Raw genomic sequence first — 23,889 nt, forward strand, 5'->3', positions numbered from 1 at the left:
AACCTCATTGAGTCTCTTAACAAAGAAATCAAACGTCAAACGAGGCTGGGACAATAGTCCTAGCCTCTTAATTGTCTTTGGATTGTCGAGCAAGACGCAGTGGTTGAGTGGGCTCTACTACGCTGATTTCATCAGCTTTTACTGCCCTACTCAACTGTGCGGAGGTGTGACGACGAAATCGACTTCTAACGAATTACCGATTTCTGTCCCACTCTCCTAACGAGGAGGCTCTGGAACGTTATTTAGTTACTTTGTTTGAAAATTATAATTTCAAGCAAAGTCAACGTATCCACAAAGGGTTTGGCCAATGTGCTGACACACTTGAAAGCTTATTTGATTAACATTCTTCAACTCTACTTGAGTGTTTACACAAAATTATTGACAGTATCCAATTCGATTACATGACAATTATTTAATCTTTCATTAAGATAGTAAAAAACTCGTTAAAATAAGATTTATCAAGTTTTTTTGGCGCTAAAAAATGATATAATGAATGAGTCTTTAAGGTGTAGATTTTTAGACAAAAAATATATTGGGGAAAAATTGAATATGGAAAATAAAGTACGCTATAAACTGCACAAAGTGAAGAAGCAATGGGTTACTTTAGCGGTTGCTTCAGTAGCCTTGGCTACCATTGTTGGTGCTAGTGTTACCACGTCTTCACTTGTTTCGGCAGAAGAAATAAATAATACTAATGGATCACCTTCAACAACTACAGTCGGGGAAAATACAAATCCTGTGGTTGAAAAAGAGGTAGGCACAACAACAGAGGTGGCAAATACTTCAAATGCCACAACAACAGACCGAGCAGCAGTTACTGCTGATAAACCAGCTGAAACGACAGTTCAACCAAATTCAGGAGCAACTAGTGATAGAGCTGCAGCAGTAGAGGTTGAAGCCAAACCTGAAACGACTGCTAAGCCAGAAGTAGCCGCTAAACCAGAAACAGCTACAACATCTGAAGTAGCTGCAAATGCTGGAGTAGCCGCTCCAACGGCTGACAAGTCTAAAGAGCTTTCTGAAGCTGAAATTAAAGCTGCAGTCTCACTCGATAATATTAAAAAAGAAAAAGATGGTAAATATTACTATCTTTTAGAAGATGGATCACATAAGAAAAACTTTGCCATTACTGTAAATGGTCAGGTCCTTTATTTTGATGAAAATGGTGCCCTTTCAAGCACATCAACTTATTCATTCACACAAGAAACAACAAATCTTGTTACTGATTTTACAAAAAATAATGCTGCCTATGATTCAACAAAAGCAAGCTTTGAACTTGTTGATGGTTATTTGACAGCAGATAGTTGGTACCGTCCAAAAGAAATCCTTGAAGCTGGTACAACTTGGAAAGCGTCAACTGAAAAAGATTTCCGTCCACTTTTGATGTCTTGGTGGCCTGATAAGGATACTCAAGTAGCTTACTTGAACTACATGACTAAGGCTCTTAGCAACGGTGAAGAAACAAAAGATGTCTTTACGATTGAAAATTCTCAAGCTAGTTTGAATGCCGCTGCTCAAATCATCCAACGTAAGATTGAAGTTAAGATTGCTGCTAATAAGTCAACAGACTGGTTGCGTCAGTCAATCGAGGCCTTTGTTAAAGACCAAGATAAATGGAATATTAACTCTGAATCTCCAGGTAAAGAACACTTCCAAAAAGGAGCTCTCCTCTTTGTTAATAGTGATTTAACGAAGTGGGCTAACTCAGACTACCGTAAACTTGATCAAACAGCGACAAGCCGTTTGGCAAAAGACAAGATCAAGAGTGGTAGTGATGCTGGTTATGAGTTCTTGCTTTCAAGCGATATCGACAACTCAAACCCAATTGTGCAAGCTGAAATGCTTAACCAATTGTATTACTTCATGAACTGGGGACAAATCGTCTTTGGTGACAAGGACAAAGATGCTCACTTTGATGGTATCCGTGTAGATGCTGTGGATAATGTTAGCGTTGATATGCTTCAATTGGTGTCTTCATACATGAAGGCTGCTTACAAGGTCAATGAGTCTGAAGCACGTGCCCTTGCCAATATCTCAATTCTTGAAGCTTGGTCTCAAAATGACCCATATTATGTAGACGAACATAACACGGCTGCCCTTTCTATGGACAATGGTCTTCGTTTGTCTATTGTTCATGGATTGACTCGTCCAGTAACTAATAAGGGGACTGGTGCACGTAATGCATCAATGAAAGACCTTATTAATGGTGGTTATTTCGGTCTCTCAAACCGTGCAGAAGTCACATCATATGATCAACTTGGTTTTGCAACCTACCTCTTTGTTCGTGCACACGACTCTGAAGTTCAAACAGTTATCGCAGACATTATCAGCAAAAAAATTGATCCTACAACAGATGGTTTCACTTTCACATTAGATCAATTGAAACAAGCTTTCGATATTTATAATGCTGATATGTTGAAAGTTGATAAGGAATATACGCATTCAAATATTCCAGCTGCCTATGCTTTGATGCTTCAAACAATGGGTGCGGCAACACGTGTATACTACGGAGACTTGTATACTGATAATGGTCAGTACATGGCTAAGAAATCACCATACTTTGATCAAATCACAACTCTTCTTAAAGCACGTCCTAAGTATGTAGCTGGTGGACAAACATCTTATATCCACAACCTTGCTGGAGATGGAGTATCATCTGCTAAAGACAATAAAGAAGTTTTGGTTTCTGTCCGTTATGGCCAAGATTTGATGTCTAAGACAGATACAGAAGGTGGAAAATACGGTCGCAATTCTGGTATGTTGACCCTTATTGCTAATAATCCAGATTTGAAATTAGCAGATGGTGAAACTATTACTGTAAATATGGGTGCAGCCCACAAGAACCAAGCCTACCGTCCACTCTTGCTTGGTACGGATAAAGGTATCGTGTCATCATTGAATGATTCAGATACTAAGGTTGTTAAATATACAGATGCACAAGGAAATCTTGTCTTCACAGCTGATGAAATTAAAGGCTTTAAGACTGTTGATATGAGTGGTTACCTTTCAGTTTGGGTACCAGTAGGTGCGACTGACGATCAAAACGTTCTTGCTAAACCATCAACAAAAGCCTACAAAGAAGGGGATAAGGTTTATAGCTCTTCTGCAGCCCTTGAAGCACAAGTGATTTACGAAGGCTTCTCAAACTTCCAAGACTTTGTTAAAGAAGATAGTCAATACACGAATAAATTGATTGCAGCTAATGCAGACCTCTTCAAGTCATGGGGTATTACGTCATTTGAAATTGCACCTCAATATGTCTCATCTAAGGATGGCACTTTCCTTGATTCTATTATTGAAAATGGTTATGCCTTTACAGACCGTTATGACTTTGCCATGAGCAAAAACAATAAATACGGTTCAAAAGAAGACCTTCGTGATGCCCTCAAGGCTCTTCACAAACAAGGAATTCAAGTCATTGCTGACTGGGTTCCAGACCAATTGTATACTCTCCCAGGTAAAGAAGTAGTGACAGCTACTCGTACAGATACGCATGGTAAGGTGCTTGATGATACTAGCTTGGTTAATAAACTCTATGTGACAAATACCAAGTCATCAGGAAATGATTTCCAAGCACAGTATGGTGGTGCCTTCCTCGACAAACTTCAAAAACTATATCCAGAAATCTTCAAAGAAGTTATGGAAGCGTCAGGTAAGACAATTGATCCATCTGTGAAGATTAAACAATGGGAAGCTAAGTACTTTAACGGTACAAATATCCAAAAACATGGTTCTGACTACGTTCTCAGCGATGGTAAATTGTACTTCACCGTTAACGATAAGGGTACCTTCCTTCCAGCAGCCTTGACTGGTGATACAAAAGCTAAAACTGGATTTGCTTATGATGGTACAGGGGTAACTTATTACACAACATCTGGTACTCAAGCTAAGAGTCAATTTGTGACATATAATGGCAAACAGTACTACTTTAACGATAAGGGTTACCTTGTAACTGGTGAACAAGCTATCGACGGTTCAAACTATTTCTTCTTGCCAAATGGTGTTATGTTTACTGATGGTGTTATTAAAAATGCCAAAGGTCAATCATTGGTTTATGGTAAGTCAGGTAAATTGACGACTCAAACTGGTTGGAAAGAAGTTACCGTTAAAGATGACAGTGGTAAGGAAGAGAAATTCTACCAATACTTCTTCAAGGGTGGCATCATGGCTACTGGTTTGACTGAAGTAGAAGGTAAGGAAAAATACTTCTATGACAATGGTTACCAAGCTAAAGGTATCTTCATTCATACAAAAGATGGACATTTGATGTTCTTCTGTGGCGATTCAGGTGAACGTAAGTACTCAGGCTTCTTTGAACAAGATGGTAACTGGTACTACGCTAATGATAAGGGCTATGTTGCCACTGGATTTACTAAGGTAGGCAAACAAAACCTTTACTTCAATGAAAAAGGTGTTCAAGTTAAGAACCGCTTCTTCCAAGTTGGTGATGCTACATACTATGCAAATAACGAAGGTGATGTTCTTCGTGGTGCGCAAACCATCAATGGTGACGAGCTCTACTTTGATGAGTCAGGTAAACAAGTTAAAGGTGAGTTCGTGAACAATCCTGATGGAACGACTTCATACTACGATGCCATTACAGGTGTGAAACTTGTGGATACATCACTAGTAGTTAATGGTCAAACCTTTAATATCGATGCTAAGGGTGTTGTGACTAAGGCACATACACCAGGCTTCTATACTACAGGGGACAACAACTGGTTCTATGCAGATTCACATGGACGTAATGTCACAGGTGCTCAGATTATTAATGGTCAACATCTCTACTTTGATGCAAATGGTCGTCAAGTTAAGGGTGGCTTCGTAATGAACACTGACGGTAGTCGTTCATTCTACCATTGGAATACTGGTGATAAATTGGTATCAACCTTCTTCACTACCGGTCATGATAGATGGTATTATGCTGATGATAAGGGAAATGTCGTTACAGGAGCTCAAGTGATTAACGGTCAAAAACTCTTCTTTGCTACTGATGGTAAACAGGTTAAAGGTGACTTTGCAACAAATGCGAATGGCAGCCGTTCATACTACCATGGAGCTACTGGTAATAAGTTAGTATCAACCTTCTTCACTACTGGAGACAACAACTGGTATTATGCTGATGCCAAAGGTGAACTTGTTGTTGGCGAACAGACGATCAACGGCCAAAACCTTTACTTTGACCAAACTGGTAAGCAAGTGAAAGGTGCAACAGCTGCGAATCCTGATGGCTCAATCTCTTACTATGATGTTCATACAGGGGAAAAGGCTATTAATCGTTGGGTTAAAATTCCTTCAGGGCAATGGGTATACTTCAACGCTCAAGGAAAAGGCTACGTGTCAAATTAAGATTAATGAATGAAAGAAGTCAATCACTTTTGTGGTTGCTTTTTTCGTTAAAAAAATTGTCTCTTTTTTATACATTCAGGTCATTTGTCTGGCCAAAAAAGTGGTATAATAACTCTTGCTAAATCTTTATTTTGGAGTACACATGGCTAAGTCAAAAAATACTATTGAAAGTCGGATAGATTACTCGATTCTCCTGCCAGTTCTCATATTGCTACTGGTTGGCCTGGTTTCGATATTTATCGCGACAAATTTTGATTACCCAAAGAATCTTGTGCAAGTCATGTCTCAGCAAGTACTATGGATTTTTCTAGGTTCAGTACTTGCTTTTGTTGTCATGTTGTTTAATACAGAGTTTCTTTGGAAGGTAACCCCCTGGCTCTATATTTTCGGTCTGGGGCTTATGGTTCTACCTCTCGTTTTCTATTCCCCTGCTTTGGTAGCCTCGACGGGAGCGAAAAACTGGGTAAGTATTGGATCAGTTACTCTTTTCCAACCATCTGAATTTATGAAGATATCCTACATCCTTTTTCTATCGAGAATAGGTGTTTGGGCTAAGCAAGGTAAGGAAGTGACCAACCTTCAGGATGACTGGTTATTGCTCTTCCAATATGTTGCAGTCACACTCCCTGTGTTAGGTTTACTGGTTCTTCAAGGAGATATGGGGACTGCCTTAGTCTTTCTGGCTATTTTAGCTGGTATCGTAGTGGTTTCGGGGATATCCTGGCGTATTATCTTACCAGTTGTTTTAGCCTTCGCTGCAGGTTTAGCCTTGTTTGTAATGGTATTTATCACAGATTGGGGTAAGGAAGCCATGCTTAAGATGGGGGTGCAAACCTACCAGATTAACCGTATCTCAGCTTGGTTGGATCCCTTCACTTATGCAGACGGTATCGCCTTTCAACAGACACAAGGTATGATTTCGATTGGTACCGGAGGAATCTATGGTAAAGGCTTTAATCATCTGGAGTTAAACGTACCGGTTCGTGAGAGTGATATGATTTTCACAGTCATTGCGGAAGATTTTGGTTTGGTAGGTGGTGGATTGGTTCTTCTAACCTATCTCTTCCTCATTTACCGCATGCTGCGAGTGACGTTCAAATCTAACAACCGTTTCTATACCTTTATTTCGACAGGCTTTATCATGATGATTGTCTTCCATATTTTTGAAAATATTGGGGCAGCAGTTGGGATTCTTCCTTTGACAGGTATTCCTTTGCCCTTTATTTCTCAAGGGGGATCATCGCTCATCTCTAACTTGATTGGTGTTGGTTTGGTGCTTTCAATGGCTTATCAGACTAACCTCAACGAGGAAAATAAAATTCTCTTGGCTATGTCTCGCCGTATGCGTACGTCTGGAACTAGTCAAGTGAAACCTATTTCTAAGAGTAAGTCTAAGAAAAACAAGCCTTCGAAGAGTGTTACTATGGCCACTCAAGAATTGGGCAAGGCTAAAGATAAGGTTGATAAGGCCACTGAGAAAATGCGTCAAACCATTTCTCAAAATACGCCAAGCATTCATCAAGGCAAACGTCGTAAGGGTTCGAAAAAGAAACCGACACGTAAACATTAAGAAGAAGCAAGTTGGTTAATCCAACTTGTTTTTCTTTGAAAAAAATTAAGGTCTGTGACCTTTTCTTTGCCCCTGCCTGTGGTATAATAAAAGTTGACTATTTTGAAAAGGGGTTTGCTATGATAGAGACAGCCAAACAGCAAGAACGTGCTATTTTAGTAGGTGTTGAATTGCAAGAAACAGAGCATTTTGACATGTCAATGGAGGAACTTGCCAGTCTTGCCAAAACTGCAGGAGCAGAGGTTGTAGCTAGCTATACCCAAAAACGTGAACGCTATGATAGTAAGTCTTTCGTAGGTTCAGGAAAATTAGAAGAAATCAAGGCCATGGTGGATGCGGATGAGATTACTACGGTCATTGTCAATAACCGTTTAACACCTCGTCAAAATACCAATCTTGAAGCAGCATTTGGCGTAAAAGTTATTGATCGTATGCAATTAATTTTGGATATCTTTGCCATGAGAGCTAGAAGCCATGAAGGGAAACTTCAGGTTCACCTAGCTCAACTTAAATACATGTTGCCCCGTTTGGCTGGTCAGGGGATTATGCTCAGCCGTCAAGCAGGTGGCATTGGTAGCCGTGGACCTGGTGAAAGTCAGTTGGAGCTTAATCGTCGTTCGATTCGTAACCAGATTGCTGATATTGAACGCCAGTTAAAGGTTGTTGAGAAGAACCGAGAAACCATTCGCGAAAAGCGTGTTGATTCAAGTACCTTTAAAATTGGTTTGATTGGTTATACCAACGCTGGGAAATCAACAATCATGAACCTTATGACGAATGATAAGCAATATGAGGCTAATGAACTTTTCGCGACCTTGGATGCAACGACTAAGAAAATTTACTTAAAGGATCAGTTTCAAGTGACCTTGACAGATACGGTTGGTTTTATCCAGGACTTGCCAACAGAATTGGTTGCTGCCTTTAAGTCAACTCTTGAAGAAAGTCGTAATGTGGACCTTCTTTTGCATGTTATTGATGCGAGTGATCCTAATCACGAAGAGCATGAAAAGGTGGTCTTAGACATTCTCAAAGACTTAGACATGACTGATATCCCTCGTCTAGCAATCTACAATAAGATGGATGTTGCTGATAATCTAGTAGCAACAGTCTTTCCTAATGTTCGTCTCTCAGCACGTGACAAGGGAAGTCGTGAGGCTCTCAGAAGACTCTTGATTGACGAAATTCAACAGATTTTTGAACCTTTTAGTATTAAGGTTCATCAGGATCAAGCGTATAAACTTTATCAGTTGAGTCAATTAGCCTTGCTAGATAGCTACTCATTTGAGACAGAAGTGGAAGAAATTACAGGTTATATTTCACCGAAAAATAAATGGAAATTGGAAGAATTTTATGACTGATTATATGGATTTAGCTTTAAAATATGGTGGTTTTACAAGTTTAGATAAGGTCTATTTGGAAAATACCTTGTCAGACCTTTCGGACAGTCAAAAATTGGCTTTCATTACGCCACCACCAAGCGTGATTAATGCTTATTTTGCAGAGATTTACCAAAAACAATCTCCTGAAGCAGCGACGGATTACTACTTAGACCTTTCAAAAGAGTTGAACCTCTTTAACCCTGCACCATCTTTTGATGAGCGCAAGCCATTTATTCGCCTCAATTTGTCAGGAAAATCCTATGGATTTTGCTATGAAAATGCTGATGAGGTGGCTTTAGTCTTTGCCGAGCATTTAGAGGTTCCAACGGCCAGTATTTTGTTTGAGCTTGCTCAAGTTTTTCCGCAGTATAAGGTTTATCTTGAAGGCACTCAAATTAAGATGACCAAGGTTGATTTTGACGAAGAAGTATTGGAAGAATTAACACCTGAGACCCAGTTACTTAGTCGTGTAACTAAGTTGAAGGGGAATGTCATTAAGTTGGCTAGCTTCAATCAAGATGAATTAGTGGAACTTTTGTCTCAATATAAAGGGCAAACCGTTTATTATGGCTTTGCTCAGCGTGAATGCCTGGCTTATATTGTCCAGAAATAAGAAGAACGATAGATAGAAAGTATAGGAAGTCATGGAATTACAATTTTTAGGGACGGGTGCCGGGCAGCCCTCCAAGGCCCGTAACGTGTCGAGTCTGGTTCTAAAGTTACTCGATGAAATCAATGAGGTCTGGATGTTTGACTGTGGAGAAGGTACCCAACGTCAGATTTTAGAAACAACAATCAAACCTCGTAAAGTTAAAAAAATCTTTATCACACATATGCATGGAGACCATATCTTTGGCCTACCTGGTTTCTTGGCTAGTCGTTCCTTCCAATCGAGTGAAGAACAAACTGACCTTGAAGTTTATGGTCCAGTCGGTATTAAACAATATGTCATGACCAGTCTTCGTACCTCTGGAACACGCCTCCCTTACCATGTGCATTTTAAGGAAATTGATGAGCATAAGCTAGGCTTGGTTATGGAAAATGACAAGTTCGCTGTTTATGCAGATAAGTTGGATCATACCATTTTTTGTATTGGTTACCGTGTGGTTCAAAAGGATCTCGAAGGAACCTTGGATGCTGTGGCCCTTAAAGCAGCAGGTGTGCCATTTGGTCCTCTTTTTGGTCAAATTAAGAATGGGCAAGATGTGGTCCTTGAAGATGGAACTAAAATCATTGCCAAGGACTTTATTTCCGCACCTAAGAAAGGTAAGGTTATCACTATCTTAGGTGACACCCGTAAGACCAATGCCAGTGTTCGTCTTGGATTGGGGGCGGATGTCCTGGTCCACGAGTCTACTTATGGTAAGGGCGACGAAAAAATTGCCAAGAGTCATGGTCACTCAACCAACATGCAAGCAGCACAGGTTGCTAAGGATGCGTCAGCTAAACGCCTTCTTCTAAATCACGTATCAGCTCGTTTCTTGGGGCGTGATATCGGTAAGATGGCAGCAGATGCTAAAACAATTTTCGAAAACACCCACATCGTTCGTGACTTGGAAGAGGTAGAGATTTAATGGCTAAACAACGTATTATCGCTATTACTGGTGCCTCAGGAGGTCTTGCACAAGAAATTGTCAATCAGCTCTCACCCAGTGATGGCATTATCCTCTTAGGAAGAGACAAGGATAAACTTGAGAAATGTTATCGCCATGTTGAAAATAAAACTTGCCTTGCCATTGACCTTAGAGACGACAGTGCCATTAAAGAAATGGTCGATTATCTCTATCAACGATTTGGACGTATTGATGCCTTTATCAATAATGCTGGTTTCGGTGAATTCAAGTCTTATGATCATTACACTAGCCAAGAAGTACGTGATATGTTTGATATCAATACTTTTGCAACGATGACCTTTTCACGTCTGATGGCTGAGAAAATGGTGGAGCAAGGCCATGGCCATATCATCAACATCGCCAGTATGGCGGGGAAAATTGCGACAGCCAACTCAAGTGTCTATGCAGCGACAAAGTTTGCGGTAATTGGCTTCTCAGATGCCCTGCGTCTGGAGCTAGCTGATAAAGGAGTCTATGTGACTACAGTCAATCCTGGTCCAATTGAGACAAGCTTCTTTGATCAAGCTGATCCCTCTGGAGCCTATCTTGAAAGTGTTAAGAAGTTTGTCCTTAGTCCTAAATACGTGGCTAAAAAGATTGTCCGTATTCTGGGTAAAAACAAACGTGAAGTCAATCTACCACGACTCTTATCAGTTGCCCACAAAGGATATACGCTATTTCCACGCATCTCGGACAAACTAGCTACCAATGTGTTTAACTACAAATAGGAGGATACTAGATGGCCGCAAATATCCAAGCGTATTTAGAGAATCTCAAGCAACCCTGGGGTCAAATCTATTATGATATTCTTTTTGACCAATTACAGGATATCAAGGGTAAGCGAGTTCTTGATTTTGGCAGTGGCTTTGGCCTTGTGGCCAACCACTTGGCTCAAGAAAATCAAGTTCTAGCTATAGAACCCAATGAAGAAATGGTAGCCTTGCGGACCCAGGATTACCCATATCAGCAACTAGTCGGGAGTCTGGATCAGTTAGAAAGCTTTGAGGATGCTAGCTTTGATGTCATTCTCTGCCACAATGTCTTAGAGTATGTAGAGAATCGCAAGGCTGTTCTCAAGGCATTCATCCGCCTCTTGAAACCAGGAGGCCTGCTCTCTATCGTCAAGCACAATGAAGTCGGCCGAGTCCTACAGACCGTCGTCTTTGAAAATGATACTCAGAAGGCCCTCGATTTACTAGCAGGCCAAGATCTGGAAACCCACTCCATGGGTTTGGCTCAAGCCTATGATCTAGATGCAGTAATAGAAAATCTAGCTCTTGAAAATAAAGACTACCAAGGAATCCGTGTCTTTTATGCCTTGCAGGATAATCGCTTCAAAGACCAAGAGGGATGGCGAGAGTCTATGCTCAAGATGGAGCTGGCGGTCTGCCAAGAGTCCCCTTATCGGGATATCGCCTTCTTCCAGCACTATAGATTAAAAAGGAGTTAAGATGTTAGAGTACAAACAAGAGATTCCAGAGATGACAGACCTACTCGCACTGTACAGTTCAGTCGGTTGGACCAATTATACCAACAACCCAGCTATGCTAGAAGAAGCTGTCAAAGCCAGTCTCTGGCAGTTGGCAGTCTATGATGAGGAAGAGTTAGTAGCCTACATTCGCTTGGTAGGAGATGGCCACTCTGTCATTTTTGTACAGGACCTCTTGGTGCGACCAGATCACCAACGCCAAGGCATCGGAACGAAACTCTTAGAAGAGGATTTAGGGACTTTCCCCAATGTCTATCAAAAGCTCCTTGCAACTGATCGTAGCGAGAAAAATCTAGCCTTTTACCAATCTCTGGGCTTTGTCGAACTTTCAGAGCAAGCTTGTACAGGGATGATTTATAAATATTGATGTAAAGGATTTCCAAATAGGGAATCTTTTTCTTGCTTTTCCTTATGTTGCTTGAAAGTGATAGTAGAATTGAGTTATATAAAAGGAAGAGAAGAAAGGAATATCTGAGAAAACATAAGTCAAATAAGGAGCAATACTCAGTCTTTTATTTTGTCTAGAAAAGCAGGGCTTGATTGGAAATGTACCGCAAGTCTAAGCAACTTACGATGTTTTCCATTCTCTTTTTAGGAAACTTAGGCTTCTATCCACTATGATAAATTTATTCATGATATAATAGATAGACTAGATGACAGGGAGAAAATATAAAAACATGATTACATCAACGTATGATTGGAAAATAAACACAAAAGAGCCAGATGCTGGCTTTTTTAAACTTGCCAAAGAACATGGGCTGGCAGAAACAGCAGCCAAGATTGCCTATGAACGTGGCGTGACGACAGAAGAAGCCCTTGAAGACTTTCTTAAGGCTGATCTATCACATCTTCATGACCCTTATCTTCTTCATGATATGGACAAGGCAGTGGCTAGGATTCGTCAGGCCATTGAAAATTACGAGCAAATCTTAGTCTATGGAGACTATGATGCGGATGGGATGACATCAGCATCGATTGTCAAGGAAGCCCTTGAAATGATGGGCGCTGAGGCTCGAGTCTATTTGCCTAACCGTTTTACAGATGGTTATGGCCCAAACGAAAGTGTCTACAAGTATTTCATTGAGCAGGAAGGCATTTCACTCATTGTTACAGTGGATAATGGGGTAGCGGGAAATGAAGCTATTGCTTATGCACAAGAGCAAGGTGTGGACGTTATCGTTACAGACCACCATAGTATGCCGGCACAGCTTCCAGATGCCTATGCCATTGTCCATCCAGAGTATCCAGATGCTGATTATCCTTTTAAGTATTTGGCAGGATGTGGTGTAGCTTTCAAATTGGCAACTGCCCTCCTTGAAACTATTCCTACAGAGATGTTGGACTTGGTAGCCATTGGTACCATTGCTGATATGGTTAGCCTAACGGATGAAAATCGTATTATGGTCAAGGTAGGTCTGGAAATTCTCAAGACTACTGAGCGTATTGGGCTTCAAGAATTGCTCCGCATTTCAGATGTAGACCCAACAACGATTTCCGAAGAAACGGTAGGTTTCAAACTGGCTCCTCAACTCAATGCCTTGGGACGCTTAGATGATCCAAATCCAGCCATTGAATTGCTGACCGGATTTGACGATGAGGAAGCTCAGGCCATTGCTCTAGAAATCAATGCTAAAAATGAAGAACGTAAGGAAGTTGTTCAAAAAATCTTTGATGAAGCCATGACCATGGTAGACTTGGACAAACCAGTTCAGGTTTTGGCCAAGGAAGGTTGGCATCCTGGTGTCCTAGGTATTGTGGCGGGGCGTATCATGGAACAAATCAGTCAGACAGTCGTGGTTTTGAATATTGAAGATGGCTTGGCTAAGGGTTCAGCCCGTAGTTTGGAATCTATCAATATCTTCCATGCCCTTGATGACCACCGAGACATCTTTACTGCTTTTGGAGGACACGCTGGAGCAGCTGGGATGACCCTTCCTGAGGAAAATCTTGGTCAACTCTCAGATATTTTGTGTCATTATGTCTACGATAATGACATTGATACGAGTGCCAAAAATACGCTTAATTTAGACGAGGAGCTTCAACTCAGCGAGCTTAGCTTGGATACCATTAAGAGCCTTGAAAAACTAGCACCTTTTGGTATGGATAATAAAAAGCCAGTCTTTTGGCTACATGATATTACCGTTACTCAAGCTAGGACAATGGGACAAAATGGGGCCCATCTTAAGTTTAAGGTTAAGCAAGGCAAGGATAGCTTTGACGTTGTCGCTTTTAATAAAGGTAATCTGCTTCAAGAATTTCAACAAGCTCAAGGTTTGGAATTGGCAGTGACCTTGTCTGTTAATGTTTGGAATGGTCAGACAACGCTACAGCTCATGCTAGAAGATGCGCGTGTAGATGGTGTTCAATTATTTGATTTTCGATCAAAAAACATGTCACTGCCTGAAGGCGTACCATCGGTAGAAGAAGCAGCAGACACAGAGCCTGCGGTTGTCCTCAACACCCTACCTGAATCAGCGACAGAATTAAAAGAGTGGTTTGAAGGTAAAGATTTTCAGGCTATCTATTTTAAAAATAGCATTAAGGAAGCCTATTATCTGACAGGTTATGGAACTAGAGAGCAATTTGCAAGACTCTATAAAATCATTTACCAATTCCCAGAATTCGATGTCCGCTATAAACTGGATGAGCTCAGTCATTACCTTAAAATTGATAAGATTCTTCTGATTAAGATGATTGAAATCTTTGATGAATTGGATTTTGTGACTATTGATAATGGTGTTATGACAGTCAATAAAGAAGCTGAAAAACGTGAGATTGAGGACAGTCAGATTTTCCAAGATCTGAAACGACTAGTTAAGTTCCAAGAACTTATGGCTCTGGGAACACCACAGGAAATTTATGACTGGCTGTATAAGTAGGGGAGTCTTAATCCAAAGGATTCGTCTCGAAATGAGGGTTAGCATTTTCTAAATTTACTATTTCATGCTATAATGATATGTAAATATTTTTTTGGCGAAAAGCCTATAGGAAGAACAAATGAAATTAGAAGATTATATTGCATCTATTGAAAACTACCCGAAAGAAGGGGTTACTTTCCGTGATATTAGTCCTTTGATGGCTGATGGAAATGCTTATAGCTATGCTATCCGTGAAATCGTTCAGTATGCGACTGATAAGAAGATTGACATGATTGTTGGTCCTGAAGCGCGTGGTTTCATCGTTGGTTGTCCAGTTGCTTTTGAACTTGGTATTGGTTTTGCTCCAGTTCGTAAACCTGGTAAATTGCCACGTGAAGTGATTTCAGCCAATTACGAAAAAGAGTATGGTGTTGATACACTTTGTATGCATGCCGATGCAATCAAGCCAGGTCAACGTGTACTTATCGTTGATGATCTTTTGGCAACTGGTGGTACCGTCAAAGCTACAATTGAAATGATTGAGCGCCTAGGTGGTGTCGTTGCTGGTTGTGCCTTCTTGATTGAGCTTGATGGTCTTAATGGACGTGAAGCTATTGAAGGTTACGATACTAAAGTATTGATGAACTTCCCAGGGTAAATCTACCTATGAATTAACAAAAGGCCTTAGGGCCTTTTTAACTCTTTTAAAACAAAGGTGGCCTCTAAATATAGTTTAAAGCTATAGCTAACTAGAGAAAATATATATTTGATAACAATACCTCCCCGGTTTATAATATGAAGATAGAATAAATAAGGATGGAGATATTGTTATGCCTATAAAACTTGATAATAAGTTACCAGCTCTTGATGTATTGCGTTCGGAAAATGTCTTCATCATGGATGAGAACAGAGCTAGTAGCCAGGATATTCGACCAATGGAGGTCTTAATCCTTAATCTTATGCCTACTAAAGAAGTTACGGAAACTCAATTGCTACGTCTTTTGGCCAATACGCCACTTCAAATTAACGTCGAGTTTCTTTATATGGCTAGTCATAAGTCAAAAAATACCCATGCCGAACATATGGAAACCTTTTATAAGACTTTTGATGAAATTAAGCATAAGTATTATGATGGTCTCATCGTAACAGGTGCTCCTGTTGAGCAAATGCCTTTTGAAGAAGTTGATTATTGGCAAGAATTGACACAGGTTTTTGACTGGTCTAAAAAGCATGTCTATTCAACCCTTCATCTGTGTTGGGGAGCTCAAGCAGGTCTCTATTATAAGCATGGAGTCGACAAGGTCCCATTATCAGAGAAACTATCTGGTATCTATAAACAAACGGTTGACATGCCTGAAAACTTCCTTATGAATGGCTTTGATGATAGCTTTGTGTCACCACACTCTCGCTATACTGAGGTTACGCTCGAGGATATTAAAAACAAGACAGATTTAGATATTGTTGTGTCAGGACCAGAGGTTGGTTTATCTATTTTAGCAAGTAAAAATCTTCGTGAAGTATATAGTTTCGGTCATTTTGAATATGACCGTGATACTCTGGCCAGAGAATACCGAAGAGATTTGGATGCAGGGATTAATCCAGACGTACCGGCAAACTATTTCCCAGAGGATGATCCAAGCCAGGAGCCTAAACTTCGTTGGAATCTTGCGGCATCTGCTTTCTTTAGCAATTGGATTAACTATGCGGTATATCAAGAAACACCTTATCGTTTAGAAGAGTTGGAAGACGATTTTTCATTCTACGGTTATTTGTAGTAGACAGTCTCAAAAGACTTATGTGAGCGCATAAAGACTTTTGGGGTGTCTAGCTACTCTGAAAGGTAAATATGAGTTTTTTTGAACAGTATCGATCAGGCAATCTGGTCCTTCCTAATGCTTTATTTTTCCACTTTAAGGATATTTTTCCATCTGCGGATGACTTTCTAGTTTGGCAGTTTCTCTATCTACAAACGACAACTCAGATTGGAGAAGTGGCTTCTAGTCAGATAGCGCAAGCAACTGGAAAGACACCAACTGAGGTTAATAAAAGTATTACGACATTGACTGAGGCTGGGCTCCTTGATTTCACGACTATTAAGGTTAATAATGAAATTGAGATGGTTGTAGATGCTTCACCTGCCTTGGCAGTTTTGGACAAGTTAGTGAGCAATGAAAAGACAACCTCAGGGCCTGTAGTTGGTCAGCCAACAAATACACAGCTCATCAAGCAATTAACAGATGAGTTAGAACAAGCTTTGGGAATCTTGAATCCTATGGTTATCGAAGATTTAAACAAGGAAATCCAACAAGAACACACTGATCCCGAGCTTATCCGTGAGGCTTTGAAAGAAGCAGTATTTAACCGCAAGACAAATTGGAATTACATCAAAGGGGTTCTGCGTAACTGGAAATTGAGTGGTATTACGACGAAAATTCAAGTTGAAGAGCGTCGTTTGGAGCATCAAGGTAAGAAGCACCATCACCAAGTTTCGGATGACTTCAAAACAGGAATGGATGCAGCCCGTCAATTATGGGGTGGCCAATAATGTTAGGAAGAAAACGTGTTAATGAGTCTCTAGCTCTCATGGGGGAGATGTTTCCCAATGCTCATGGAGAGTTGGAGTGGGAAACTCCTTTCCAACTGTTAGTTGCTGTTATTTTATCAGCCCAGACAACTGATAAGGCTGTTAATAAGATTACACCAGGCTTGTGGGCGCGTTATCCAGAAATTGAGGATTTGGCTTCTGCTAATCTTGATGATGTTGAGATGTGTTTGCGAACAATCGGTCTTTATAAGAATAAGGCAAAGAACATCATCAAGACTGCTAGAGCTGTTTTAATGAATTTTGATGGACAGGTTCCGAAAACGCATAAGGAATTGGAAAGTCTACCTGGTGTGGGACGAAAAACAGCTAACGTAGTATTGGCTGAAGTCTATGGCATCCCTTCTATTGCTGTAGATACGCATGTCTCACGTGTATCTAAGAGGCTAAATATCGTGCCAGAGGATGCTAGTGTAGAGGAAATTGAAGCAGAACTGATGAAGAAAATCCCAAAGAGGGATTGGATTATCAGTCATCACCGTATGATTTTCTTTGGACGTTATCATTGCTTGGCTAAGAATCCTAAATGCCAGACATGTCCTCTTCAAAGTTATTGTAAGTATTATAAAGAAACAACCAAGAAATAAGCTGGAGAATGTGGTTTTCTTCGGCTTTTTACAGCTGTAAGAATTTGTTACAAACTAGTAACTTGACAAAAGTCTCAGGCTTTAAGAAAATAGAAGAAACGATTTAGAAGCAGGAGCGATATAGTGAATGGCTGAATTCAGTAATGAAGAGTATCTGAGAGCCTTAGCTGATAATGGTGATAGAGAAGCAGCCAAAGAATATGAGCAAGCTTTGGATAATCGTATTTTTCAGTTGCAGATTTCATTGGCTCAAACGAGTGATCCGCAGGGTCGTAGGGAAGTGCAAAAACTCTTGGAACAAGAGGAAAAGAAAAAAAGGGACTACTTTCAAGAAAAAGAGGAAAAAGCTGTGAGCGAATTTAGACGTCGTAAAAATGAAACTACAAAGGGAAGAAAAGTTACGAGTTTTGATAAACTCAAAGATCCTAATATCATTAGATGGGTAATTGGAGTTGTTGCAGTACTTGCAGTGGTTATTCCTGTGGTTACCTTGATGTGGTATAGTAATAACCAAAAAGAGAGTGTAACAAATCCATGGAAAAACGGTCAGTTGGCTAAAAGCAAGGAAGCAGCTGCAGCATCATCTGATAACCAATCCTCTCAAGTTGATACCTCATCTTTGTCTGACCAACAGTTAGAAGACTGGGTAGTTTCTACTTATGCTAAAGAACAGGGGTCAACAGGAGAAAATTATAAGAATCTAGGTTGGAATGTCTATTCATGGACTGACGATGACGATGAATTGGTATATGCTCAACTTTATGATGCCTATGGTAATGATGTTCTTCTTTTCCGTGTGGACAAGAAGGGACAACTCGAAGCCTATGGTGGTATTGATGGTTCAAGCGATTCTTGGGACGTTGTTTCAAAAAAATATACAACCGATTAATGAAACCATATAAAACACCTGACAATGGTGGTTGAGACTGTCTTTTGACAGTCTTTTTTGGTATAATTTTAAGTAATCGTGTATACAATTAAAAAGCCGACTGAGAAGATTTGGGGATGATAGTTCTGCAGAACTTTTTTAATGTCTTCAGGTTTTCAAGGATAGCTTAAATAAAGGAGAGTTGTCGTGTCAGACTATTTATCGGTCACATCCTTAACCAAATATTTGAAAATGAAATTTGACCGTGATCCTTATCTAGAGAGTGTATATTTGACGGGGCAGGTTTCCAATTTTCGTCGACGCCCGAGTCACCAATATTTTTCGCTAAAGGATGAAGGAGCTGTTATTCAGGCGACGATTTGGGCTGGAGTTTTCAAAAAACTTGGTTTTGAACTCGAAGAAGGGATGAAGATCAATGTCGTTGGTCGGGTCCAGATTTATGAGCCTAGTGGTTCTTATTCCATTATTATCGAGAAGGCAGAGCCAGATGGTATTGGGGCTTTGGCCATCCAGTTTGAGCAGCTTCGTAAAAAATTGACTGCAGAAGGCTACTTTGATGATCGTCATAAGCAAGCTCTGCCTAATTTTGTCAAAAAAATTGGGGTTGTCACTAGTCCTAGTGGTGCGGTTATTCGAGATATTATTACGACCGTTAGTCGCCGTTTTCCTGGGGTAGAAATCTTACTTTTCCCAACCAAGGTTCAAGGTGAAGGAGCTGCACAGGAAATTGCTGAAAATATTCAAAAAGCCAATCAAAGGGATGACCTAGATTTACTTATCGTTGGCCGTGGTGGAGGTTCTATTGAAGATCTCTGGGCTTTTAACGAGGAAATTGTCGTCCAGTCCATTTTTGAGAGTCGTCTACCTGTGATTTCAAGTGTTGGTCACGAAACAGATACAACTTTGGCTGACTTTGTTGCAGACCGTAGGGCTGCTACGCCTACAGCAGCAGCAGAACTTGCGACTCCGGTATCAAAGGCTGAAACCTTAGTTTGGATTCGTGAAAGACAAAATAGAGCCTATCAAGCCTGTTTGAGACGTATACAATATAACCAGGAACGCTTGGCCAAATTGTCACAATCTGTTGTCTTTAGGCAACCTGAGCGCCTTTACGATGGTTATCTACAAAAGTTGGATCGACTAACAACAAGGCTTGAAACCTTTATGAGTCAAGATTTCGAGCGAAAACAAAAAGAAGCGGAACTTTTGAGACAACGATTACAAGGCTTAAATCTTCTGACTAGTGTTCAGAACTACCAAGACCGTCGAGAGTCTTTGCAACGTTTATTGGTGACTACAACCAAGAATACCATTAATGGTAAGCGTGTGAGATTAGAAAAGGCACAGGATGCCTTATTGTCTCTAGATACTAGCCGTATTGTTGCAAGGGGTTATGCCATTGTCAAGAAAGATGATAAACCTTTAACAAGTACCAAGAATATTACCGAAGGTGATCAATTAACCGTCCAAATGAGAGATGGAGAACTAGAAGTAGAGGTGAAAAATGTCAACTAAAAAAACATTTGAGGAAAATTTACAGGACTTAGAAGCTATCGTCACTAAGCTCGAAACAGGTGATGTTGCTCTTGAGGATGCTATTGCTGAGTTCCAAAAAGGTATGGCCTTGTCTAAAGATTTGCAGAAGACCTTGGAAGATGCTGAAAAAACACTGGTTAAGGTTATGCAAGCAGATGGTACAGAAACGGAAATGGATGCCTAATGAGCAAGCTAAATAAAATTGATGCGGCTATCCGTGATTACTACCAAAAAAAGAATCTTCCTGTATCAAGTGATTTAATCACTGCCATCCTTTATTCAGTTGATAGTGGAGGCAAGCGCATTCGTCCACTGATTTTCTTAGATTTACTTGAAGGATTTGGTTTAGAGCTTACTCCTAGTCATTTCGATGTCGCAGCGAGTCTTGAAATGATTCATACTGGAAGTCTTATTCACGACGATCTGCCGGCCATGGATGATGATGATTACCGTCGAGGACGTTTAACCAACCATAAGAAATTCGATGAAGCAACGGCAATCTTGGCTGGAGATTCTCTCTTTTTGGATCCATTTGACCTCCTGGCTCAAACAGACCTATCCGCAGAAATTCGAGTTCAATTGATTCAAGTATTGTCTCATTCCTCAGGAACCTTCGGTATGGTAGGTGGTCAGATGCTGGATATGAAGGGTGAAGGTCAGGAACTTGATTTATCGCAACTGGCTAAGATTCATGAGCATAAGACAGGTAAGCTTTTAACCTTTCCTTTTGTGGCGGCTGGTATTGTTGCTCAAAAAGATCAACAGGTCTTGGAAAACCTTCAAGAAGCTGGTCACTTGATTGGTCTTGCCTTTCAAGTACGTGATGATATTTTGGATGTGACTGCTGATTTCGAAGAACTTGGGAAGACACCTGGAAAAGATGTAGTTGCTGGAAAATCAACCTATCCGGCTCTGCTTGGTCTTGAAAAATCACATGCTATCCTCGAGGAATCACTTAATAAAGCGGAGGCTATTTTCCAAAATCTAGCTGAGACTCAAGGTTTCAAGAAAGACAGTATTATAGAAATCATAGAAAGGTTACGACTCCATGCCTAAGGAAAGAGTAGACGTCTTGGCTTATAAACAAGGCCTTTTTGAAACACGTGAACAGGCTAAACGTGGCGTAATGGCTGGTTTAGTTGTGAATGTTATCAATGGTGAGCGTTACGATAAGCCTGGTGAAAAAATTGACGATGGTACAGAGTTAAAGCTCAAAGGTGAAAAACTCAAGTATGTGAGTCGTGGAGGGCTTAAACTTGAAAAAGCCTTGAAAGTTTTTAATCTGTCAGTTGAGGGCATGACGACCATTGATATTGGAGCTTCAACAGGTGGCTTTACCGATGTTATGCTTCAAAATGGGGCCAAACTGGTTTATGCCGTGGATGTCGGTACCAATCAGTTGGTTTGGAAATTGCGTCAAGATGAGCGTGTTCGTTCCATGGAGCAATATAATTTCCGTTATGCTGAACCTGTCGATTTTACGGAAGGGTTACCGTCTTTTGCATCAATTGATGTCAGCTTCATCTCTCTTAATCTGATTCTACCGGCCTTGGCTAAGATATTGGTTGATGGAGGGCAAGTTGTTGCTCTTGTGAAACCCCAATTTGAGGCTGGCCGTGAACAAATTGGGAAAAACGGGATTGTCCGTGAGAGCAGTGTCCATGAAAAAGTGTTAGAAACAGTGACAGCTTTTGCGGTTGACTATGGCTTTTCAGTTAAAGAACTGAACTTTTCACCTATCCAAGGTGGTCATGGTAACATTGAGTTTCTCGCACACTTGGAGAAGACAAATTCTCCTCAAAATGATGCTCAAACCTCTATTAAGGAAGTTGTAGCACAAGCACATAAGGAGTTTAAAAAGAATGAAGAAGAATGATCGTTTGGAGTTAATCCGAAAGATTGTCCAAGAAAATAAAATTACGACCCAGGGAGAATTGGTAAAATTACTTCAAAATGAGGGATTAAAGGCTACTCAAGCGACTGTATCGCGTGATATCAATGAAATTGGTATTACCAAGGTGCCAACTGAAGACGGTTCTTACATCTATGGGCTCTCAACTGTTCCTAGACGAGTAGGTGGAACATCTGTTGCGCCCCGTCGCTTGTTGCGTGTTGATCGTCAACATGCCTTTATGAATATCGTTGTTCAACCTGGGACAAGCCGCCTCATCAAGAAGATTCTTTTGGATGAGTACAAGCATTTGATTTTTAGTGTCATTGCTGACGATGATACCCTCTTTTTAGTGGCTCAGTCAGAGTTAGCAGCTATCGAACTACAGGGGCAAATCATTAAGTGGGTTGAAGAATAGGAGGGCCTATGCTTCTCGAAATTACGATAAAGAATTTCGCAATTATTGAAGAGATTTCTCTAAACTTTGAGAATGGTATGACCGTCCTTACTGGTGAAACAGGTGCTGGTAAGTCCATTATTATAGATGCCATGAATCTTATGTTGGGCGCACGTGCCTCAAGCGAAGTCGTCCGTCATTCAGCATCTAAGGCTGAAATTCAGGGCTTCTTTTCAATCGAACAAAATCCTGCCTTGGTTAGTATCTTGGAAGATAATGGGATTCCTGTCGAGGATGAATTGATTATCCGTCGTGAAATCTTCCAAAATGGTAGAAGTGTTAGTCGCATCAATGGACAGATGGTCAATTTAACGACGCTTAAAGCTGTTGGGCACTTCTTGGTAGATATCCATGGACAGCATGACCAGGAAGAACTTATGAAACCTGCTCTGCATATTACCATGCTTGATGCCTTTGGGGATAAGGAATTTTTCCAAACAAAGAAAGAATACCAAGAGTATTTTGACCGCTATCGTGAGTTAAGAAAAGCTGTTCTTGAAAAGCAGAAAAATGAGCAGGAGCATAAGGCTCGAATTGAAATGCTAGCTTTTCAGATTGCAGAAATTGAAGCAGTCTCTCTAAAATCAGGAGAAGATTTGGCATTGATGAAGGAGCGAGATAAGCTTCTTAACCATAAGCAGATTGCTGATACCTTAACTAATACCTATGTCATGCTGGATAATGAAGATTTTTCAAGCCTTTCAAATGTCCGTTCTGCTATGAACGACCTCCAGTCTCTTGAAGAGTATGACTCTGATTACAAAGAACTCTCTGGAAATCTATCAGAAGCCTATTATGTTCTTGAAGATGTCACTAAGCAACTTGGTGACCTTTTGGATAATTTGGACTTTGATGCTGGGCGTTTGCAAGAGATTGAACACCGCTTAGATACGATTAATGCAATTACTCGTAAATATGGTGGAACTGTTGATGACGTCTTGGATTATCTGGAAAATTCAAGTAAAGAGTACAATCTTCTGACTGGCAATTCCAGTTCGTCAGATGCCATGGAACAAGAGCTTAAGCAACTTGAAAAAGATCTGCTAGCGTCTGCAGAGACACTACAAACGGCACGCCATCAAATAGCTAAGGCTCTTGAAGCTGAAATTAAGAACGAGTTATGCGACCTTTACATGGATAAGGCTGATTTTAAAGTTACCTTTACTAAAGGGAAATTTAACCGTGATGGCAATGAGCAGGTTGAGTTTTACATCTCAACCAATCCAGGTGAAGGCTTTAAACCGCTTGTTAAGGTTGCTTCAGGAGGAGAATTATCTCGACTCATGTTAGCGATTAAGTCAGCCTTTGCCCGCAAAGAAGACAAAACAAGTATTGTCTTTGATGAGGTTGATACTGGCGTTTCAGGTCGTGTTGCCCAAGCCATCGCTCAGAAAATTCATAAGATTGGGAGTCATGGTCAGGTCTTGGCCATCAGTCACCTTCCACAAGTTATTGCCATTGCTGATTATCAGTTCTTTATTTCTAAGGAAAGCGATAATGAGACGACTGTCTCTCGTGTTCGTCTCTTGACACCTGAGGAAAGGGTGCAAGAAATTGCTAAGATGTTAGCAGGAGATAATGTGACAGAGGCTGCCTTGAGCCAAGCAAGAGCCTTGTTAAAGGTGGATGACTCTCTTTAGAAAAAGACTTGGGAAAAGTTTTCCAGTCA

The 23,889-nt window shown here is 40.5% G+C and carries 19 protein-coding genes and 2 pseudogenes; all 21 read left to right on the plus strand.

Going from position 1 to position 23,889, the window contains the following annotated elements:
- Positions 1-202 precede the first annotated feature (202 nt).
- Positions 203-341: pseudogene (locus tag HMPREF3112_RS11295) on the plus strand (IS256 family transposase); the annotation flags it as partial.
- Between the two features lie 208 nt (positions 342-549).
- A complete protein-coding gene (locus HMPREF3112_RS07510; RefSeq protein WP_070439006.1) occupies positions 550-5,349 on the plus strand; it encodes a glycoside hydrolase family 70 protein in 4,800 nt (1,599 codons plus the stop codon).
- 142 nt (positions 5,350-5,491) lie between these two features.
- Positions 5,492-6,661, plus strand: a pseudogene (locus HMPREF3112_RS07515) (FtsW/RodA/SpoVE family cell cycle protein); the annotation flags it as partial.
- Positions 6,662-7,038: 377 nt separating this feature from the next.
- Positions 7,039-8,277: a GTPase HflX gene (gene hflX, locus HMPREF3112_RS07520; protein WP_070439012.1), complete on the plus strand. Its 1,239-nt coding sequence runs from the start codon at positions 7,039-7,041 to the stop codon at positions 8,275-8,277.
- Positions 8,270-8,911 carry a cystathionine beta-lyase gene (locus tag HMPREF3112_RS07525; protein ID WP_070439014.1) on the plus strand — a complete coding sequence of 214 codons (642 nt, stop codon included), beginning with the start codon at positions 8,270-8,272 and terminating at the stop codon, positions 8,909-8,911. Before hflX ends, HMPREF3112_RS07525 begins: the two co-directional genes overlap by 8 nt.
- Before the next feature lie 31 nt (positions 8,912-8,942).
- Positions 8,943-9,872 carry a ribonuclease Z gene (rnz, locus tag HMPREF3112_RS07530; protein ID WP_070439016.1) on the plus strand — a complete coding sequence of 310 codons (930 nt, stop codon included), beginning with the start codon at positions 8,943-8,945 and terminating at the stop codon, positions 9,870-9,872.
- Positions 9,872-10,639: an SDR family NAD(P)-dependent oxidoreductase gene (locus HMPREF3112_RS07535; protein WP_070439019.1), complete on the plus strand. Its 768-nt coding sequence runs from the start codon at positions 9,872-9,874 to the stop codon at positions 10,637-10,639. The genes rnz and HMPREF3112_RS07535 overlap by 1 nt, the downstream gene beginning before the upstream one ends.
- An 11-nt stretch (positions 10,640-10,650) precedes the next feature.
- Positions 10,651-11,361: a class I SAM-dependent methyltransferase gene (locus tag HMPREF3112_RS07540; protein ID WP_014634312.1), complete on the plus strand. Its 711-nt coding sequence runs from the start codon at positions 10,651-10,653 to the stop codon at positions 11,359-11,361.
- A gap of 1 nt (position 11,362) precedes the next feature.
- The gene (locus HMPREF3112_RS07545) at positions 11,363-11,767 is read left to right on the plus strand and encodes a GNAT family N-acetyltransferase (RefSeq protein WP_070439022.1); all 405 of its coding nucleotides are present in this window, start codon (positions 11,363-11,365) and stop codon (positions 11,765-11,767) included.
- Between the two features lie 310 nt (positions 11,768-12,077).
- Entirely contained in the window at positions 12,078-14,279 is a 2,202-nt protein-coding gene (gene recJ / locus HMPREF3112_RS07550) for a single-stranded-DNA-specific exonuclease RecJ (RefSeq protein ID WP_070439025.1), read from the plus strand.
- A gap of 118 nt (positions 14,280-14,397) precedes the next feature.
- Positions 14,398-14,916 carry an adenine phosphoribosyltransferase gene (locus HMPREF3112_RS07555; RefSeq protein ID WP_070439027.1) on the plus strand — a complete coding sequence of 173 codons (519 nt, stop codon included), beginning with the start codon at positions 14,398-14,400 and terminating at the stop codon, positions 14,914-14,916.
- Between the two features lie 172 nt (positions 14,917-15,088).
- Positions 15,089-16,033 carry a homoserine O-acetyltransferase MetA gene (gene metA / locus HMPREF3112_RS07560; protein WP_004182659.1) on the plus strand — a complete coding sequence of 315 codons (945 nt, stop codon included), beginning with the start codon at positions 15,089-15,091 and terminating at the stop codon, positions 16,031-16,033.
- A 71-nt stretch (positions 16,034-16,104) separates the two neighbouring features.
- Positions 16,105-16,803 carry a DnaD domain-containing protein gene (locus HMPREF3112_RS07565; RefSeq protein WP_070439030.1) on the plus strand — a complete coding sequence of 233 codons (699 nt, stop codon included), beginning with the start codon at positions 16,105-16,107 and terminating at the stop codon, positions 16,801-16,803.
- Complete coding sequence (nth, locus tag HMPREF3112_RS07570; RefSeq protein ID WP_070439033.1) at positions 16,803-17,447, plus strand: endonuclease III; 645 nt, start codon at positions 16,803-16,805, stop codon at positions 17,445-17,447. Before HMPREF3112_RS07565 ends, nth begins: the two co-directional genes overlap by 1 nt.
- 127 nt (positions 17,448-17,574) lie before the next feature.
- Positions 17,575-18,336 (plus strand): hypothetical protein, encoded by a 762-nt coding sequence (locus HMPREF3112_RS07575; RefSeq protein WP_070439036.1) that lies wholly within the window; start codon positions 17,575-17,577, stop codon positions 18,334-18,336.
- A 186-nt stretch (positions 18,337-18,522) separates the two neighbouring features.
- Complete coding sequence (xseA, locus tag HMPREF3112_RS07580; RefSeq protein WP_070439038.1) at positions 18,523-19,851, plus strand: exodeoxyribonuclease VII large subunit; 1,329 nt, start codon at positions 18,523-18,525, stop codon at positions 19,849-19,851.
- Positions 19,841-20,056, plus strand: coding sequence for an exodeoxyribonuclease VII small subunit (locus HMPREF3112_RS07585; RefSeq protein ID WP_002884058.1), 216 nt, complete (start codon positions 19,841-19,843; stop codon positions 20,054-20,056). Before xseA ends, HMPREF3112_RS07585 begins: the two co-directional genes overlap by 11 nt.
- Positions 20,056-20,928 carry a polyprenyl synthetase family protein gene (locus HMPREF3112_RS07590; RefSeq protein ID WP_070439041.1) on the plus strand — a complete coding sequence of 291 codons (873 nt, stop codon included), beginning with the start codon at positions 20,056-20,058 and terminating at the stop codon, positions 20,926-20,928. The genes HMPREF3112_RS07585 and HMPREF3112_RS07590 overlap by 1 nt, the downstream gene beginning before the upstream one ends.
- A complete protein-coding gene (locus tag HMPREF3112_RS07595; RefSeq protein WP_070439044.1) occupies positions 20,921-21,748 on the plus strand; it encodes a TlyA family RNA methyltransferase in 828 nt (275 codons plus the stop codon). Before HMPREF3112_RS07590 ends, HMPREF3112_RS07595 begins: the two co-directional genes overlap by 8 nt.
- Positions 21,735-22,181, plus strand: a complete 447-nt coding sequence (locus tag HMPREF3112_RS07600) for an arginine repressor (protein ID WP_048674586.1) — start codon at positions 21,735-21,737, stop codon at positions 22,179-22,181. The genes HMPREF3112_RS07595 and HMPREF3112_RS07600 overlap by 14 nt, the downstream gene beginning before the upstream one ends.
- A gap of 8 nt (positions 22,182-22,189) precedes the next feature.
- Entirely contained in the window at positions 22,190-23,860 is a 1,671-nt protein-coding gene (gene recN, locus HMPREF3112_RS07605; RefSeq protein WP_048674589.1) for a DNA repair protein RecN, read from the plus strand.
- The last annotated feature ends 29 nt before the right edge of the window (positions 23,861-23,889 follow it).

The sequence above is a fragment of the Streptococcus sp. HMSC10E12 genome (genome assembly GCF_001807855.1).
Lineage (GTDB): Bacteria > Bacillota > Bacilli > Lactobacillales > Streptococcaceae > Streptococcus > Streptococcus salivarius.

Coding starts and splice junctions, on each gene's coding strand:
- recN (WP_048674589.1), top strand. CDS start 22,190: ATGCTTCTCGAAATTACGATAAAGAATTTCGCAATTATTGAAGAGATT.
- hflX (WP_070439012.1), top strand. CDS start 7,039: ATGATAGAGACAGCCAAACAGCAAGAACGTGCTATTTTAGTAGGTGTT.
- HMPREF3112_RS07585 (WP_002884058.1), top strand. CDS start 19,841: ATGTCAACTAAAAAAACATTTGAGGAAAATTTACAGGACTTAGAAGCT.
- HMPREF3112_RS07525 (WP_070439014.1), top strand. CDS start 8,270: ATGACTGATTATATGGATTTAGCTTTAAAATATGGTGGTTTTACAAGT.
- HMPREF3112_RS07595 (WP_070439044.1), top strand. CDS start 20,921: ATGCCTAAGGAAAGAGTAGACGTCTTGGCTTATAAACAAGGCCTTTTT.
- HMPREF3112_RS07555 (WP_070439027.1), top strand. CDS start 14,398: ATGAAATTAGAAGATTATATTGCATCTATTGAAAACTACCCGAAAGAA.
- HMPREF3112_RS07535 (WP_070439019.1), top strand. CDS start 9,872: ATGGCTAAACAACGTATTATCGCTATTACTGGTGCCTCAGGAGGTCTT.
- HMPREF3112_RS07575 (WP_070439036.1), top strand. CDS start 17,575: ATGGCTGAATTCAGTAATGAAGAGTATCTGAGAGCCTTAGCTGATAAT.
- recJ (WP_070439025.1), top strand. CDS start 12,078: ATGATTACATCAACGTATGATTGGAAAATAAACACAAAAGAGCCAGAT.
- rnz (WP_070439016.1), top strand. CDS start 8,943: ATGGAATTACAATTTTTAGGGACGGGTGCCGGGCAGCCCTCCAAGGCC.
- HMPREF3112_RS07540 (WP_014634312.1), top strand. CDS start 10,651: ATGGCCGCAAATATCCAAGCGTATTTAGAGAATCTCAAGCAACCCTGG.
- nth (WP_070439033.1), top strand. CDS start 16,803: ATGTTAGGAAGAAAACGTGTTAATGAGTCTCTAGCTCTCATGGGGGAG.
- HMPREF3112_RS07565 (WP_070439030.1), top strand. CDS start 16,105: ATGAGTTTTTTTGAACAGTATCGATCAGGCAATCTGGTCCTTCCTAAT.
- HMPREF3112_RS07600 (WP_048674586.1), top strand. CDS start 21,735: ATGAAGAAGAATGATCGTTTGGAGTTAATCCGAAAGATTGTCCAAGAA.
- HMPREF3112_RS07590 (WP_070439041.1), top strand. CDS start 20,056: ATGAGCAAGCTAAATAAAATTGATGCGGCTATCCGTGATTACTACCAA.
- HMPREF3112_RS07545 (WP_070439022.1), top strand. CDS start 11,363: ATGTTAGAGTACAAACAAGAGATTCCAGAGATGACAGACCTACTCGCA.
- metA (WP_004182659.1), top strand. CDS start 15,089: ATGCCTATAAAACTTGATAATAAGTTACCAGCTCTTGATGTATTGCGT.
- HMPREF3112_RS07510 (WP_070439006.1), top strand. CDS start 550: ATGGAAAATAAAGTACGCTATAAACTGCACAAAGTGAAGAAGCAATGG.